Here is a 15,779-nt window from a genome sequence, read left to right as displayed (position 1 = left end):
CCGTCACCCCCTTTGACGCTCCACCATGCCGGAACGACGGAACAGATCCAGCACGGTCTCCTCCAGCGTCATTTCCGCCGACACCGGCAGCAACACAATGCCCCGTCGCCGGCACCAGTCGGACAATTCCTCCACGTGATGGCGAAACGTTTCCCGGTACAGGCGGAGCACATGCGAATTCACCGTGATTTCCCGCCGATCCCCGGTTTCGCAGTCGATCAGCCGGAGATCCCCCGACAGGGACGGCTCCCGCTCTTCCCCGGAAAAGAGGAGAATCATATGTACTTCCTGTCCGTTTCGCCGGAGACTGTCGGCGAGCGACCGACCTCCGGACGGAGTGAATCCGTCGGAAATGATGATCGAGATCCCCCGGCGCCTCAACAGATAGCCTGCGTCGTCTTCCGCCCCGTCCGGATCTCCGTCTTTGTCGAAGGACAGAGAAGATAAAAAAGAGAACAACCGGGGAGCCGACTTTTTGCCCGAAAAGGGCGGCGACACCGCTTCCACCCGCCGGGCAAACGCATGAACCCGCAGCCGGTCTCCCGCGCCGAGCGCCAGATAACCGAGCGCGCCGGCCAGTTCCAGCGCCCGCCGGGCCTTGTGCTCCGCATCCCAGGACATCGAACGGCTGATGTCCAACCAGAGATGCACGTCCGTCTCCCGCTCGTCCACATAGATTTTGAGAAACCATTTGCGAAACCTCGCATACGCCGTCCAGTCCACCCGGCGGATGTCATCACCGGGCGAATAGGGACGGAAATCCGAAAATTCCTGCGAGCTTCCCGAAAACAGCGAACGCCTTTCCCCGACCTGCGTTCCCTTGACCGGACGGCGGACCACGAGCCGCAAGCGCTCAAGCCTGGCCAAAAACGCGGGATCGGGAAACAGGCTGCCGTCCTTGTTTCGTCCGTTTTCGTTCATCGCGCATTCGCTTCCCGTTTTCGGTGTTCGAGCACGGCAGTCACCAATTCGTCCTCGGAAATGCCCAAAGCCTCCGCTTCAAACGTCCTTAGCACCCGGTGCCGCAGAACCGGCAACGCCAACTGCGTCAAATCTTCCCGACCGGCGTTGTGACGGCCCCGCAGCAGCGCCATCGCCCGGGCCGCGCGAACCAGCGCCTGCGCTCCCCTCGGCCCCGCTCCCGCCCTCACGTATTTCCGGATCGGTTCGGGCGCCTCCGGATGATCCGGATGGGTCATGAGCACCAACCGGACGGCTTCCTCCACCACTTCATCCGGAACGAGGAGTTGTTCGGTGATGCCGCGCAGCCACATCCAGCGCCGTGCGTCCGCCAAGGGGGTGACGGTCGGACGTTCGGTCCGGACCACCGTTTCACTCACGATGCGCCTCAGTTCTTCCTCTTTGGGGAAGGGAACCTTGATCTTGAGCAAAAACCGGTCCAGCTGAGCCTCGGGAAGAACGTGGGTGCCTTCCATCTCCAAGGGGTTTTGCGTGGCGAGCACGAAAAAGGGTTCCGGCAAGTTCCTCGTTTTCCCGGACACCGTCACCGTCCGCTCCTGCATGGCTTCCAACAGGGCCGATTGCGTCTTCGGCGTGGCGCGGTTGATCTCGTCCGCCAATACGAGATGCGCGAACACGGGCCCCTGCTGAAAGCGGAACTCGGTCCTTCCGGACTCATCCGCGGAGATGACCGTGGTGCCCAGGATGTCCGCCGGCATCAGGTCCGGAGTGAACTGAATGCGAGAAAACGACAGATCGAGCAACCGGGCGATGGTCTTGATCAGCAGCGTTTTTCCCAGGCCCGGAACCCCTTCGAGAAGCACGTGTCCGTCTGCCAGCATGGCGATCAGCACCTGCTCCACCACGTCATCCTGGCCGATGATCACCCGGCCGATTTCCCTCCGGAGATGTTCCGTCAATTCCCGGGCGGATTCCCACTCCTCTTTCCAGTCCGTTTCGTTCATCCGATCCGTCTCCTTTCACGGTTCCAACGATGAAAAGTACTCCCTCACCAGCCATTCCAGATCCGCGGGAATCTCCCCCCGCTCCAGCGCCTGCCGCGCATGTCCGGCATAATCGGCGTACACATCGCCGTACGGTCGGATCACCCCCGGATGGGCGGAAGCCTGCCCCGAATCCGTTTCGGGCCCCTCCGCATCGGGACCGCCCAAGGAACCCTTCTGTCCCTCTCCGTGCAACCGGGACCATGGAACCTGCACCATTTGTCCGGGGGCGTTGCCGGGAGCAGCCCCTCCGGTCGATCCGCCCGCCCCGGGAGAACCGGCGTTTGCTCCTCCTTGTCGCCCGGCACCTTCACCGGTTCCGGAACCCGTTGCCCCTTCACTTCCCCCGGAACTTCCATTCCCCGATGAAGACGAACCGGCGGATGATCCGTTTCCGGACATCCCGGAAGAAGTCGAACTTCCGGATGGCCCGTTTCCGGTCCCGGAAGAAGAACCGGCGGCCAAGCGGGACGAATTTCCGGCGAGCACCCGGCTCCCTTCCGCCAGCAGCCGTGCGTCCGCCTCCGAGGCGTTCAACTCCCGGCCCGCTTTGGCAAGGGCTTTGGCGGCGGAAGCCTCGGCCCCGGGAGTCCCCGCAGACAATCCGGCAGCCGCCTCGCGCAATTCATTTCCCCCGCCTGAATCCCGTTCTCCGGCAGTCCGCTCCAACACTTCCGCCAGCTTTTTTCGCTCGTCCGGAGTCAGACCGCCGATCGCTTCGGACAGTGTGCGCTCATCGCCGCCGCGCATCGCTTCCGCCACTTGCGAGAGCTTCTCCGCATGCAGTCTCTCTTCCAGCGCTTTTGCCGTCCCGGACCGCTGCCGCGCCTCTTGTTCCAACTCACGAAGCTTTTTCTCCGTGAGCGCCAGTTCCACCGCCGCCTCTTCCAGGCTCTTCGCCTCCCGGAGCCGTCCGGTCAATGAATCCAGCTCCTTCTTCAGCGCTTCCTTGGTTTCCCGGCTCGCCATCCGGTCCTTTTCCACGGTTTCCTTCCATTTCTCCACGTCCCGGATCCGCTCTTCGATCCGGTTCCGGATCCTTTCCTGCTTCAGAGCCTGTTCCTGCAGCGGATTCGGAAGCAACAGCAGCGCCAGCAAAACGCAGACGGACGGGACGACCCACTTGATGTCCCCGCGGGTCGGACGGGGAAGAGGCATCTCCCGGGGGAGCCGGGACATCCGTTCCTGGCCCCGCACAAACGCGTCTTCCCGCTGCACCGCGGCAACCGGATGACGGCTGTCCCTGTATTGCCAGGCGGTGACAAGCCGATCCTCCAGACCGAGGGCCCGGTCCAGCACCTTCACCGTTTCCGTCCAGGACGGTTTCCCGAGCAACGCCCTGATGACTCCCGCAAGCAGGATCCCCGTTGCTCCCGAGCCCGCCCATGTGACCGGATCCGCCACGGGCACCACCCGGGCAAACAGCAACACGGCGATCATCCACGCCATCCCGCCCCCGAAGAACAGCTTCATTCCCCGGATTCCGCGAATGATCCACAAACGGTTCCTCGCAGGGGCCAGCAGCCCGTGCCATGGTTCCGGAACGTTTGCGCGCATCATGCGGACTCACCGGCCGCATCCGATCGCTGTTTGGCGTTCCGCCCCGTCCGCCACGGCCGGGAAAAACGGCCGGGGGACAGTTTGTACACGCTGCCCGCAAGGAAGATCGCCGACAGCACGCCGTAAACGATCAGATACGTTTGAAAAAAGTCAATCCGCAGTTGATCCGGTTCGATCAGAAACTCTCCCGTCAGCGCGAACAACAGGCTGATGAGCGGATGCAGGGCACCGATGATCTCGGTGATCAGCGGAACGTGTCGGCCGGAAAAAGCGGATGCGTCAAGGGACAGCAGGATCAGCCACAAAATGATCGGCAGCCCGATGCCGATCCCCGCCGTCACGAGATACGCCGTCACCGTGGCCACACCCGTCCGTTTGAACACCGTCGAGAAGTAAATCCCCATGCTTCCGAAAAACAGCATCGTCACCAGCAAATGCAGGAACACTTTCCACAGGGCATCCGTCGAGATTCCTCCGAACAGATACACCATCACGTACAGCGGAGCCGTCGCGAACAGGAGCAGAAACATGAAGCTGAGCGCAGCCAGCCATTTGCCGATCACGATCTGTCCGGTGCCGAGCCGGGTGGTGAGCAGGATGGACAACGTTTGCCGCTCCCGTTCGCCGCTGATCAATCCGGCCGTCAGCCCGGGAGTCACCAGCGAGACCATCAGCAGCTGAACGGCGGCCAATCCGCCGAACAGAAACCGGCTCTGATCGGGGTTGTACCCGCTGACGCTGTCAAGGGACAACGCCAGAATGGACAGGGTGATTCCACCGGTGACCGTCAGGTACAGAAAAATGACCCACGGCGTCTTATTAGACCGCATCCTCCACTGCGTTTCACGGGCAAGTACCGGATTCTTCCACCACTCAATCAGCCGTTTCATCCGCTTCGCTCCCCTCCTTTTCACCGGTCACGCGCAAAAACACATCCTCGATGTCCTCCTTCGTTTCGGTGAATCCCGTCACCGGAATGTTCGAATGGAGCAGTTCCCGCAAGATCTCCTCCTGGACCGCTTCATCGCCGTCGACCAGTACCGTCAGCAGACGATCCTCACGATGCACGGATTGGACAGGTTTCATCCGCCCGAGCAGCTCTTCCGCCTCCTCGGCTTTCTCCCGCACCCGAATCTCGATGATCCGACCGGTTTGCGTCCGCCGGGTCATTTCGTCCACATTGCCGAAGGCGACCATTTTCCCGTTTTCCATCATGCCGATGCAATCGCAAAAACCGGCCAGCTCCGGCAAGATGTGAGAGCTGATCATGATCGTTTTTCCCATCTTCCGGAGCTCCTTGAGCACCTCTCGAAACTCCACCCGGGCCCGGGGATCGAGACCGGATGCCGGCTCATCCAGGATGAGGAGGGCGGGGTCGTGAATGAGGCTGCGAGCCAGACCCAACCGCTGCTTCATCCCCCGGGACAGTTTGTCCACCTCATCATCACGCTTGTGGGAAAGTCCCACCAGTTCCAAGAGATCCAGCCCGATTTTCCGCCGCAGATCCCGGCGGATCCCGTAACAGGATGCATAAAATTCAAGGTATTCGATCGCCGTCAGATTGTCGTACACGCCGAAGAAGTCCGGCATGTATCCGATGATGCGGCGGACCTCGTCCCCGTCTTTGACGACATCCCATCCGCCCACCCATGCGCGGCCTTCGTCCGGCACCACCAACGTGGCCAGGATCTGCATCGTGGTTGATTTGCCGGCGCCGTTCGGACCGATGAATCCGAACACCGTTCCGGCCTCCACCGTAAGATCCAGCTTGTTCACGGCCGTGACGGATCCGTATCTCTTTGTGAGCGATTCTGTGCGAATCATGGTTTCACGCTCCCTTCGATCTCCACCTGCGGCCGGACGACTTCTTCACCTGCAGCTGCCGGTTTCTTCAGGCGGAGGCGAATGATTCCGTCGCGCACGAAGGTTTCGGCCTGCCGGCGTCCCGCCTGTTCCGTATGCACCCATTCACGGGTGTTCCAGTCGTACACGTCCCATCCGTCCGAATGTCTGAAGCCGATCTTCCGGATTTGTGCATTCTCCGGCAAGTTCGTCCGGAATTCGATTGTCATCTTTCCGTCCCGTTCCAGACGAAACGTGGGGCTCATGAAGTCGGGAATGACGGGACTGTCCGCCTGGATCACCTCCGGTTCGACCGTGCCGAACGCCAGGTGCAACCGTCCGGTTTCATCCGTCGCGGCACGCATGACACCGTTCACCAAAAAACGGCCGGAACGTTTGACCGGATACCCCTTCACCGATGCATCCAGGAGCGGTTCGTGGATCACTCCCAGCACATCCGCTCCGTCCAACTTCAGAAAGGAACCCGTGACCTCCCTTTGCATCAACAGCTGAAACTCCGGGCTTTCCGGATCAAATCCGTATTGCTCCATCCCGAGCATCATCGGCTTCTCATGTATGCTCAACCGGAACTCCTTTTTCTCTCCCGGAGAAAGATCCCCGATCTTCACCACGCCTTCCGGAACAATCACCGTAACCTCATGCATCCGATACCCGGTTCCGTTGACCACCTCTCCCACCCACTCATTTCCCTTGAGCCTCACGGTTCCTTCCAGGGAACCTTTGAGATTCACCAGGCTCATCGTGTACATGTCCCGTTTGCTCCACTTGGGAACTTGGAAGAAACGGATCTTCGAATCACGCCCCGCCGACACTCTCTTGACCGACATATCGGCATTCCCCATTTGATCGACCGGCCAGACAAATCCGTTTTTCAGCGCGACTTCATATTCCCCGGGTTCCTGGGAGATCAAGGACGTCACCCCGCGCACCAGTGCCTCCTTGTCTCCGGTCGTTTCCACATATCCGAACTGATACAATGCCACGGCGGCCCCCCGAAGATGGGTGCCGTATATGTACAGTCCTCCGGCGAGAAGCAGTCCGACGGCCGGAACCAGTCCCCAGCTCCATTCCCGCTTGCCTGCCCTGCCCAACAACCAAAACATCAGCGGACCGACCACCAGTGCATAGCCGGCAAAAATCCATGCCAGCCCTTTGACGGCAGGAAGCTTCAAATCAATCATCCGGTTCACGGCATCGACGAGCAGCCACGGTGCCCCGAAGAGTGAAAACTCCCCGTTATACGGATCTTTGGCAGGCTGCTCACCCGGAATCAACTCTTCCTGCCACAGCGCCTCCGTTCCCTTCCATCCGTCCAACACCGGATCCAGAGGATCAAAAGCGGTCACCAACACCTGTCCGTGCGAGCACGACCGTTTGGCCAACAAAACCGCATCCCCTTGTTTCGCCAGGATCGTGGCCGGCCGGTTCACCCGCAAATCCACGGCCGTGACCGGACCGGCAGGCAACGCTCCCCAACGGGCGAGATCGCTGTCGGCCTTGACCGTCACCGTGCCTGCTGCCGGCACGGCCGGCAACATGGATTCCAGGCCCCGGACCGCTCCCGATCCTCCCCTGCCGTTCACCAGCAACGTTCCTCCGGAACAAACCCATTGCCGGATCGCTTCCACCTGCCCTGCGGAAACGGTTTCCCGCTGCAGGCGATGCAGCACCAGGACATCCATTCCGGACAGCGCCAAGCCGCTGTCGGGAAGTTCCGCAACGTCGACGGGCACCACATGGATCATGGAATTTTGTTCGGCGATGTGTTTTGCCAGGCGTGCGGCGGCGTGCGGATCTTCGCTCACCACGCCGATCAACCGGTCATTCTGCCAAAGCCGGTTTCCTTTGAGCTTGGTGGATGAGAGGACCCGACCGTCCGAAACGAAACGGATCGGTTGATCCGGAAGCGCAAGTTTCGAAGGAATCACCAGCGTGACGACTTTTTCCGCTCCCGGGGGCAATTCCATCTCCAAAGACGGCGTGACCCCGGTCCGTGCGTCGTCTCTCCGGACGTTTCCCGGAACCTCGACGGTGCCTTTGATCGCCTCCCCCCGGTTGGTCAGCTTGACGCGCACCGGAACGAAATCTCCCTTGTATTCTCCCTTCCATCCCATTTCCGCTTCCATCCGTACCTGTTCGGTCGTGTCCAGCGCCCATCCGGGGGACGGAATCAGCGCAAGCACGAATGTCAGCAAAGCGCTCAGCAGCAATGTACAGGTTCGTCGCATGCGGTCACTCCTCTCCGTCTCACTCATTCTTTCATATACGGTTCCGACTTCGCTTCGTTTCACCCTTGCCACCATCACCATTCCCGTTTCCGCGCCGTCACTCACCCACAAAACGCTTTTCCCGCCAGAAGAAAATCCCGCTCTCCGGAAAATGCCTCCATTTGTCAATTTTCAGAAAAAGAATGGCGATGGGTGGCGGATCCGGATCTTCTCCGGCCAACGGAACACCGGGAAGCCCGTCCTCCGGCAAGAGGGCCGGACGAATCCGCCCGTTACGCGCTTCACGCGCCTCAGGTGCATGCATCGGAACGCGGCGGATCCCTCCGGCCCGGGAAAAGAAGCCGTCAACAAAAGGACTTCACCCGGTCCGTCCACCGGTCAAAACGCATCACGCATGAATTTGGATGCATCGGGGAGCGCAGGTTCTTTCTTATCTTTGTCCCGTTTCTTTTCCTTCTCCAGCGCCTCCCGAATCAGCTCTGCCACTCCCTGACTGAAACTGAGATTCCGTTTGCGGCACCAGTGTTCGAATGCTTGCGAGAGCTCGCCGGGAAGCAGGACCACGTGCTCCCGTTTGGAACGCTGTCCGCCGTCGACATTTTCCGCAACGAATTTTTCAAAGATGTTCAATCCGAGTCCTCCTTTCACGGCATTCCGCCGTCATTTTTCATTTGATTCTTTCATTTTAACGGAAGGCGAAGCATCGGGGGCCGAAGAACGATGAATCTTTTCGGAGAATCGGGACCGGTCGCCGTTCCCGGAAATCATGTTCCCGTGCAAGAAAAAACCCCCGGCTTCCTCATGCCGAAACCGGGGGCAAAAAATCAGGTCAGTTTCACTTTGGCGCTGCGCGCGCGGAAATCCCATGTCGGATAATACGTGTCCATCACCAGCAAATTGGGCCCGCAACAACGGGCTTCCGGGCAGAAGCAATGCGACTTTTCCGCCAGCGGGTGTTCCAGCCAGCGGGCAAACACGTCATCCAACCGGTTCGTCCGCACGTTCCCCAGCGGCGGAACGTCTCCGAAGTCCGTGACGATCACGTCTCCGGTGAATGCATTGATGTTCAGCCGGTTGCGACCGTCCGGGTCCTGGCGAACCGTCACGTTTTCTTCCCGGTGCAGCCGGAGCCACAGCTCCCGGTCATCTTCCCGGTCGCTGCACGGATAGAAGGGCAAGGTACCGAACAACACCCACACGTCGGGATTCCGGTGGTCCAAGAGTTCATGAACCGCGCTCCGGTATTCGTCCAGTGTCAACAGGCGCAGATTCCTCGCAAAATCGCTCGGGTACAACGGATGCACTTCGTGCCGCCGGCATCCCATCTCCGCCACGTCCCGATGCATGGAAACGATGTGCGGAGCCGTGAACGGACTGAGGAACGACTCCGCCGAGACAAAGATGCCCGCCTTGGACAACTCCCGGGCATTTTCCCGGATTCGTTCAAACAGGACTTCCGCCGCGCCGTCATTCACTTCCCGGCCCGCTTTTGCAAACACGATCCGGTGAAAATCGCGGGCATCCCGATAGTTCCAGGAGATGTGCAGCACATCCACATCTCCGATCCAATCGAGATACCGACTGAGCGGAAGCGTCAGATTGGTGTTCAGCTGGGTGTGAATGCCCCGGTCCTTTGCATACCGCAACAGCGGAATGATCAGCTCCTTGACGGCCCGCGTGCTGACGGCCGGCTCGCCGCCGGTGATGCTGATCGTGCGAAGATGCTCCGCTTCGTCCAGCCGTTTCAGCAAAAGATCCAACGGCAACGCGGGTCCTTCGCGTTCCACCAGCTCTTCTCCCACCGCACAGTGTTCGCAACGCAGGTTGCACAAGTTGGTGACGGTGAATTCAACACTGGTCAAAACATAGTGCCCTCGTTCATTTCGCGTGTACCAAGTGTCCCACGGATCCCACCGGGGAGTGATCGGTTCTTTGGCTCCCGTATGCCAGCTCATCAGCAAGTCTCCTCCGTTCTGTCAAACACGTTGGCAGTATAGCGCAGTTCGGGGAAATGCGTCAACGATCTTCACGACCCCTGCATTTCGACAAGTGAAGCGCCCGTTCACCGCTTCTCCGCCCTCTTTCGGAAAGCCGCCCCCGGATTCCGGCAATTTCCCGGGAAATCCCCTGCTTCATTGCAATTCCCGACACCCTTCGTCCTCCCCGAAAACGTTGCGTTCCTGCAACAGTGAGGCCATTTTCTTTCAGACACGTGACAGGTCTGTCAGATGTTTTCCCGGCGGTAACCGGCAATTTACATGACCATTACATTTCGATTACATCCGGGACAGACGGATTTCCCCTGTATATAATGAAATCACAAACAACCGTTGTGAGGTGCGAAACATGAACAACGCCGTCATCGGAATCTTCAACGCCACGATGTTCAGCTTGCCGATGTGGGGACTGATTTATCTGGTCGCGCGCCTCTTGCTTGGTTGAACCGGATCATGAAATCTGAACAAACGTTTGATGACATACATACATTCACACGAACGGAGGAATCCTGATGAACGCCATTTCCGGACTGCTGAACGCTTCTCTGCTGAGCCTGCCGATCTGGGGAATCATCGTTTACGGCATCAGCCTGATCGTCTGAACGAAATGAACACGAAAACATGAAACGGAAGAACGTGTCAATCAAGGACCGGCCCGCGGAAACGGGCGCGGTCCTTTTTGGTTGTCCTCCCGGTTTGCCGCCCGGTGACCGCTTCGATATAATGAACAACGGAAGAGACAAGGAAACGGAGTGAACCGGATGACGGGACCGGCCTGGCTGCAATGGTTCTACGCCTTTTTCTGGGTGTTCATGGTGGTCATCCTGGCCATCGGCGGCTATTTCATGTTTCGCAAATTCCTGAAAGCCCTGCCCAGGGAAGACGGTAAATCGATCCTGGATTGGGAAGAATACTACATCAGGGAAACCATTCACATGTGGTCCGAAGAGCAAAAGGTGCTTTTGAACGAATTGGTCGAACCCGTTCCCCGGATGTTCCGTGACGTGGCCAAGCAAAAAATCGCCGCCAAAATCGGCGAGCTGGCCCTGAAGGATCGGGCCCGTGAAGTGACCCGGGATCACATCATCCGCGGATATATCCTCGCCACGCCGAAACGGGACCACAAATGGCTGATCAAGACCCTGAAAAAAAACGGCATCGACCTGACCCCGTACAAGCACTTGCTCGAATGATCCGGGCTCGAAGGATCCGGATCGGGACCGGCTTGGAAAAAGTTTTTCTCTTTCTTTTTCGGCGAAACCTTGTTTTTGGTTTTTCATCATGCTATGATGGGACATATTACATTAAAAAGTGGGAATGCTTTCAAGCTTCATCTTGTGTGGCCTCTTGTTTTGTGCAAGGCAATGGGTTGGCATGGATATTCGCTTGAGACGTACCGCTTTTTAATGGTTTGAAGGAGGCCCGAAAGATGAAGGGTAGAGTGAAATGGTTCAACGCTGAAAAAGGTTACGGATTCATCGAGCGCGAAGACGGCGGAGACGTGTTCGTGCACTACACCGCCATCCAAGGCGAAGGTTTCCGTACCCTTGAAGAAGGCGAACCGGTCGAATTTGACATCGTCGAGGGTGACCGCGGACCGCAATCCGCCAACGTCATTCGCCTGAACCACGTCCGCTGAATTCGCGATCAAAACCCCTTCCCGGTCCCCGGGGAGGGGTTTTTGGTTTCTTTGAGCCCCACATCATGTTTCATGGTGATTCAGTCATGTCCGATTCACGCAAATCCTCCCACAACCCCTGGGTGACCTATCGGGTCCCCGAACATATGACCGGAGTCACCGTGGAAGAGGTGCTGCGCGGTCCCCTGATGGTATCCCGTCGCCTCCTGAACAGGCTGACCCGGATCAAGGGCATTCGCCTGAACGGAAAACCGGCTTGGCTGGCCCAAAAGGTGAAGACGGGGGACCGGGTTCAGGCCGCATTGCGTCCGCCGGAAACATCTCCTCTTTCACCGGAACCGGTGCCGCTGAGGGTTGTGTATGAAGACACCGATCTGATGGTGATCGACAAACCGGCGGGAGTGGCCGTTCATCCCGTGCGGGACACGGACCGGGGAACCCTCGTTCACGGCATTTTGCATCTCTGGTCTTCCAAGGGCATCCGGGGAACGGTGAGACCCGTTCATCGGCTCGACCGCTTCACGTCCGGACTCATCCTGATCGCCAAAAGCGGCTACATGCACCAGCTGTTGGACCGGCAACTCCGAAACGGTCACATTCACCGCGCGTATCTGGCCGTGTGCGACGGCAAGCCGGAGCCGGCGGAAGGTGTGATCGACGCTCCCATCGGCCGCGATCCGCGTCATCCCACACGCCGCCGGATAACGGCGGGAGGGGATCCCGCAACGACCCGATACCGGTTGGTTCGTCAAGGGGAACGGGCCTCTCTCGTCGAAGCCCGCCCGATCACGGGGCGAACCCACCAGATCCGGGTTCATTTTGCCCATCTGGGAGCTCCGCTGGCGGGAGACCGGCTCTATGGCGGAGACACATCCGCGATTCGCAGACAAGCTCTCCACGCGTTCGAACTGGCCTTCACCCATCCTTTGACGGGAGAAGATCTCCGGTTTGAAGCGCCCCTTCCCGAAGATATGCAACACGCTCTTGTTGCCTTGGGGCTCGCGTGAGAACAAAAAAGACGCCGCGGTGATGACCGCGGCCCGACAATGACCGCCACCCCTGTTGGATGGACTCCGCTCCGATCTTTGCGGCAAGGACTTCTGCCGCGAAATCATCCGGCTCCGGCGAACGCACGACCGGATGACATGCGCCGGGCTTGCAGGCTTGGCGCATGGTTTCCCTTCACAGCATTCGCAAAATGGCCTCCCGGCCGGTCATGCCCGGCGCGATCCCCCGTTCACGTGCGGCATGCGTCACCGATTCAAGCGGCGCTTCCATCAATTCTTCCAGGGTTCTCACCCCCACGGCCCTGCCCGCGATGATTCCCCTGTCGGCCAACCGTTCGTTCAGCAGCGCCACATCGAGCGCCCCGCACATGATGTACCCCTTGTCGGTGGTAATCACCAGCAACGTGGTCTTCGGCAGTTTCACCTCGATCCCGGCCACCGGATGTCCGTCCGCGTCCATCCATCTGAGACTCATCATGTTCACATCCCCCCGTTTTCGATCGCATTTCCCGCATGATATGCGCCCGGACGAAAGGGGGTGACCCAAAAGACAACCCCCGCTCGGTCCGGAAAGAGCGGGGGTTGAACCGTCCGGCGGGTGCCGGTTCACGACGGCAAAACAACCGGAATCAGTGCAGCCGATCCGGGGCGACGAACAACCGGCCGGCCGGAATTTTTCCGTCCTGGATCATTTTGTACTTCAACATTTCCACCAGATACACGCCAAGCATCTGGGCGATTTCGTCATCCGACATCTGGTTGATGATCTGCATCATGTGTTCCCGGGATTGCTCTTCCAAAAGACTCAGCACGATCGCGACGGCATCTTCTTCATCTTCGCCCAGCTGATCCCGGTACAGCGAATATACCTCGTCCACAAAGCTCATGTCTGTCTACCTCCCTGTCCCTGTTGCTTTCGCCGATCCCGCCGCTTTCGGATGCGGTCCGCCGTGCAAAATCAGCTCATCCGTATCTTTCATCAAACGCATTTCCGGCAACCGGCCCGGGGATGTTCCGATCTCCGCCGGCCGTTGCGGGCTTCCGAACGTTTGTCTTTTCGCTGGCCGACGGCGGCTGCCGGAAACGGCGTTTCGTGATCGTCATGTCCGGTCATTCATCAATGCGAGCGCATTATCCGGTCACCTTGACTGTATGTGATGACAAAGCGGTTGTCAATCCGGACGGTCAAGGACATCTCTTTGCTTCCACCGACGGATTTTCGCCTTGTCCGTGGCGTTCGGTTTCGCCAGTCTTGCGGCCAACACGTCCCGCAAAAATTCAGGCAGGAAATACCGGATCAGTTCCCCTTCCTTCAAAGAACCGTAACCGGCTCCGAACGTGAACACGTCCAACGTGGCCAGTTTCACCTCTTCGTCTTCGGAGAGCGCCCGGTCTCCCGATCGCATCTCCGTCACCCTGGCGTACGGTTTCGCCCGCGGATCCACAATGACTTCCATTCCGGCCACGGCCAGCGTTCCCAACACCCGGCCGCGGAACCCGAAACCGCGAAGCGGCATGTCCTTGAACTCATCCAGCAGAGATTCTTCCAGCGCCCGGCGAACATGGGACATTCGAACCCTCACCAGGGCCGGGTTGATCGGATGCGGACACGCTCTGTGCAGATCCCCGCGGGTGACCGGTCCGGCCTGCAAGGAATGGAGGAGCACGCCGTTGTTGACCAATGCCAGATCGGCACCGGTCCAATCGAGCAAGGCATCCGCCAGCAGATTGGGGAAGGGCGTTTCCTCGCGCCAATCCACTTCCAACGGTTCCGGAAGATCCGCGACCACGGAAGACAACCGTCCGGCGGCTTCATGGCGGTATTCGCCGATCAACCGGCTGATTTCCTCATCCCCGCCCGTTTGGTCGAGCGGATGGCAGGTTCCTTGCACGCCGGTCAGCTTGCCGGTTTTCGCGTCCACTTCCAACACCAGATGCCCCAGATGCATGCCGTACTTGCCCGCGGCCGCGATCCAGGTGTCCTTGATCCGCTCCGGTTTCTCCAGAAGGTGATGCGTATGAGCTCCGATGATGACATCCAGTCCGGCAAGCCGGACGGACAGTTCGCGGTCATGGGGCAATCCCAGATGGGAAAGCAGCACCGTGACATCCGCCTGCTCCCGGATTCGCATGAGTTCCCCGGCCAATGCCTCCACCGGAGAGCTCACCCGCCAACCCATCATCTCGTAGGTGTGAGGGTACGGGATGGTGGCTCCCAAAAAGGCCACCCGAACTCCGCCCAAATCCAGGATTTTGCTGGTTCTCACCCATTCGGGCGTTTGTTCCGGGTTCATCGCGGTCACGTTGCTGCTGACCACTTCCACCGAGGAACGGGAAAACAGATCGTGAAGTTGCTTCCGGGAAAACGTGAGGAGCTCATTGTTTCCGAACGTGAACAACTCGTACCCGGTCTGTTCCATCACCGCCAGGTTGACCGAACCGTCCGTTCCTTCCGTCTCCATGCGAACACGGTCCATGTGATCCCCGATGTCCACCAGAATCCCCGTTTCTCCCCGCTCTTCCCACCGGTTTCTCAGCTCCCGGGCCAGTCGACGGATGAGCGGTGCCCGATGCAGGTGGCTGTGGAGATCGTTGGTATGCAAGATATGAATCCGCTTGATCGGGTTCACAAAGCCCCTCCCCTCAGTGGCCGATTCCACGCAAACCGCACGCGGTTGTTTCAACCCGCCGTGCTCCTACCAAACACCCAATCCGTCCAAGATGAGATGGACGGCCATCAGCAACAGCGCCACCCGAAGCACTTTGACCAGCTGACCGCCGCTGAGACGGGACGAGATCCACGCGCCGATCCGCCCTCCCAACCAGGCTCCCGGAGCGAGAAACAGCGCGGACCACACATGCACGTTTCCCTGGATCAGGTGGGAGACACTGCCCGTGACGGCGGACAGGAAAATGATGAACATCGACGTGGCCGTGGCCATGTGCGGCGGAAACCGGAACAGGAGAATCATCATCGGCACCATGAGCGAACCGCCGCCGATTCCGAACAGACCGGAGATCACCCCCACGGCAAACGACACGGGCAAGGCGATTCCCAGGTGCCATCCGTACTCCGTTTCCCGCCCTTCTTCATCCGTCACGGTCCGAACCACGTGCCAGCGGATCGATCGACGCTTTCCGCGCTCACTCAGCCGAAGCATCCAGGAAACGATGATCATCAAAACCCCGAACAACGCCAAAAACTCGTCCGATTGCAGGTACCGGGGCAGCAGCGCTCCCACGAACGCTCCGGGACCGCTCGCCAGGAAAAACGTGAATCCTCCCCGGAAATCCACCCGTTTTTGACGCGCATAGGAGAGCGTGGAGGAAAGCGCGGTCAGGATGATCAGCAGCATCGATGTTCCCACGGCAACCGCCGGCGTGATGCCTCCGAACCGTTCCGGGTCGGCGGAAGCCAAAAACAGCAGGGAGGGCACGATGATGATGCCTCCTCCCAGCCCCACCAGGCTGCCCACGGTGCCCGCCAGGAGTCCGATCAGCAGCAGGATCAGCATTTCCGC

Annotated in this window: 15 protein-coding genes; 3 read left to right on the top strand and 12 right to left on the bottom strand. The window is 59.4% G+C overall.

Annotated features, from left to right (window positions below):
- Positions 1–3: 3 nt before the first annotated feature.
- The 8 genes from EG886_RS02230 to yfkAB form a co-directional block, all read right to left on the bottom strand.
- The gene (locus tag EG886_RS02230; protein ID WP_124726607.1) at positions 4–921 is read right to left on the bottom strand and encodes a DUF58 domain-containing protein; all 918 of its coding nucleotides are present in this window, start codon (positions 919–921) and stop codon (positions 4–6) included.
- The gene (locus tag EG886_RS02225; RefSeq protein ID WP_124726606.1) at positions 918–1,925 is read right to left on the bottom strand and encodes an AAA family ATPase; all 1,008 of its coding nucleotides are present in this window, start codon (positions 1,923–1,925) and stop codon (positions 918–920) included. The genes EG886_RS02230 and EG886_RS02225 overlap by 4 nt, the downstream gene beginning before the upstream one ends.
- Positions 1,926–1,940: 15 nt before the next feature.
- A complete protein-coding gene (locus tag EG886_RS02220; RefSeq protein WP_164491598.1) occupies positions 1,941–3,521 on the bottom strand; it encodes a hypothetical protein in 1,581 nt (526 codons plus the stop codon).
- On the bottom strand, positions 3,521–4,414 hold the full coding sequence (locus EG886_RS02215; RefSeq protein ID WP_124726604.1) for an ABC transporter permease: 894 nt from the start codon (positions 4,412–4,414) through the stop codon (positions 3,521–3,523). Before EG886_RS02215 ends, EG886_RS02220 begins: the two co-directional genes overlap by 1 nt.
- Positions 4,398–5,348 carry an ABC transporter ATP-binding protein gene (locus EG886_RS02210; protein ID WP_124726603.1) on the bottom strand — a complete coding sequence of 317 codons (951 nt, stop codon included), beginning with the start codon at positions 5,346–5,348 and terminating at the stop codon, positions 4,398–4,400. Before EG886_RS02210 ends, EG886_RS02215 begins: the two co-directional genes overlap by 17 nt.
- Entirely contained in the window at positions 5,345–7,720 is a 2,376-nt protein-coding gene (locus EG886_RS02205) for a hypothetical protein (RefSeq protein ID WP_124726602.1), read from the bottom strand. The genes EG886_RS02210 and EG886_RS02205 overlap by 4 nt, the downstream gene beginning before the upstream one ends.
- Positions 7,721–7,993: 273 nt before the next feature.
- On the bottom strand, positions 7,994–8,245 hold the full coding sequence (locus tag EG886_RS02200; protein ID WP_124726601.1) for a hypothetical protein: 252 nt from the start codon (positions 8,243–8,245) through the stop codon (positions 7,994–7,996).
- Positions 8,246–8,439: 194 nt separating this feature from the next.
- Entirely contained in the window at positions 8,440–9,570 is a 1,131-nt protein-coding gene (gene yfkAB, locus EG886_RS02195) for a radical SAM/CxCxxxxC motif protein YfkAB (RefSeq protein ID WP_124726600.1), read from the bottom strand.
- An 803-nt stretch (positions 9,571–10,373) separates the two neighbouring features.
- On the opposite strand from yfkAB, the gene EG886_RS02190 reads away from it, so the two are divergent.
- From EG886_RS02190 to EG886_RS02180, 3 genes are all read left to right on the top strand, one after another.
- Positions 10,374–10,805: a DUF2621 family protein gene (locus tag EG886_RS02190; protein ID WP_124726599.1), complete on the top strand. Its 432-nt coding sequence runs from the start codon at positions 10,374–10,376 to the stop codon at positions 10,803–10,805.
- 236 nt (positions 10,806–11,041) lie between these two features.
- Positions 11,042–11,251 carry a cold shock domain-containing protein gene (locus EG886_RS02185; RefSeq protein ID WP_124726598.1) on the top strand — a complete coding sequence of 70 codons (210 nt, stop codon included), beginning with the start codon at positions 11,042–11,044 and terminating at the stop codon, positions 11,249–11,251.
- A gap of 86 nt (positions 11,252–11,337) precedes the next feature.
- Positions 11,338–12,258, top strand: a complete 921-nt coding sequence (locus tag EG886_RS02180) for an RluA family pseudouridine synthase (RefSeq protein WP_124726597.1) — start codon at positions 11,338–11,340, stop codon at positions 12,256–12,258.
- 175 nt (positions 12,259–12,433) lie between these two features.
- On the opposite strand, the gene EG886_RS02175 is transcribed toward EG886_RS02180, so the two are convergent.
- The 4 genes from EG886_RS02175 to EG886_RS02160 all read right to left on the bottom strand — a co-directional run bounded on the left by EG886_RS02175 (position 12,434) and on the right by EG886_RS02160 (position 15,773).
- Positions 12,434–12,736: a YunC family protein gene (locus tag EG886_RS02175; RefSeq protein WP_124726596.1), complete on the bottom strand. Its 303-nt coding sequence runs from the start codon at positions 12,734–12,736 to the stop codon at positions 12,434–12,436.
- A 151-nt stretch (positions 12,737–12,887) separates the two neighbouring features.
- Positions 12,888–13,145, bottom strand: a complete 258-nt coding sequence (locus EG886_RS02170) for a DUF6154 family protein (protein ID WP_124726595.1) — start codon at positions 13,143–13,145, stop codon at positions 12,888–12,890.
- A gap of 285 nt (positions 13,146–13,430) precedes the next feature.
- Positions 13,431–14,888 (bottom strand): bifunctional metallophosphatase/5'-nucleotidase, encoded by a 1,458-nt coding sequence (locus EG886_RS02165; protein WP_164491597.1) that lies wholly within the window; start codon positions 14,886–14,888, stop codon positions 13,431–13,433.
- A gap of 66 nt (positions 14,889–14,954) precedes the next feature.
- A complete protein-coding gene (locus tag EG886_RS02160; RefSeq protein WP_124728624.1) occupies positions 14,955–15,773 on the bottom strand; it encodes a sulfite exporter TauE/SafE family protein in 819 nt (272 codons plus the stop codon).
- Positions 15,774–15,779 lie beyond the last annotated feature (6 nt).

Source organism: Staphylospora marina (assembly GCF_003856495.1).
GTDB classification, from domain to species: domain Bacteria; phylum Bacillota; class Bacilli; order Thermoactinomycetales; family Thermoactinomycetaceae; genus Staphylospora; species Staphylospora marina.
Note: the sequence above shows the minus strand (reverse complement) of the source record. Positions and strands in the feature narration are given on the sequence as shown.

What these genes read in the sequence shown, in the direction of transcription:
- EG886_RS02170 (WP_124726595.1), bottom strand. Translation starts at nt 13,145, where the DNA reads ATGAGCTTTGTGGACGAGGTATATTCGCTGTACCGGGATCAGCTGGGC.
- EG886_RS02175 (WP_124726596.1), bottom strand. Translation starts at nt 12,736, where the DNA reads ATGATGAGTCTCAGATGGATGGACGCGGACGGACATCCGGTGGCCGGG.
- EG886_RS02185 (WP_124726598.1), top strand. Translation starts at nt 11,042, where the DNA reads ATGAAGGGTAGAGTGAAATGGTTCAACGCTGAAAAAGGTTACGGATTC.
- EG886_RS02210 (WP_124726603.1), bottom strand. Translation starts at nt 5,348, where the DNA reads ATGATTCGCACAGAATCGCTCACAAAGAGATACGGATCCGTCACGGCC.
- EG886_RS02225 (WP_124726606.1), bottom strand. Translation starts at nt 1,925, where the DNA reads ATGAACGAAACGGACTGGAAAGAGGAGTGGGAATCCGCCCGGGAATTG.
- EG886_RS02220 (WP_164491598.1), bottom strand. Translation starts at nt 3,521, where the DNA reads ATGCGCGCAAACGTTCCGGAACCATGGCACGGGCTGCTGGCCCCTGCG.
- yfkAB (WP_124726600.1), bottom strand. Translation starts at nt 9,570, where the DNA reads ATGAGCTGGCATACGGGAGCCAAAGAACCGATCACTCCCCGGTGGGAT.
- EG886_RS02230 (WP_124726607.1), bottom strand. Translation starts at nt 921, where the DNA reads ATGAACGAAAACGGACGAAACAAGGACGGCAGCCTGTTTCCCGATCCC.
- EG886_RS02160 (WP_124728624.1), bottom strand. Translation starts at nt 15,773, where the DNA reads ATGCTGATCCTGCTGCTGATCGGACTCCTGGCGGGCACCGTGGGCAGC.
- EG886_RS02190 (WP_124726599.1), top strand. Translation starts at nt 10,374, where the DNA reads ATGACGGGACCGGCCTGGCTGCAATGGTTCTACGCCTTTTTCTGGGTG.
- EG886_RS02180 (WP_124726597.1), top strand. Translation starts at nt 11,338, where the DNA reads ATGTCCGATTCACGCAAATCCTCCCACAACCCCTGGGTGACCTATCGG.
- EG886_RS02215 (WP_124726604.1), bottom strand. Translation starts at nt 4,414, where the DNA reads ATGAAACGGCTGATTGAGTGGTGGAAGAATCCGGTACTTGCCCGTGAA.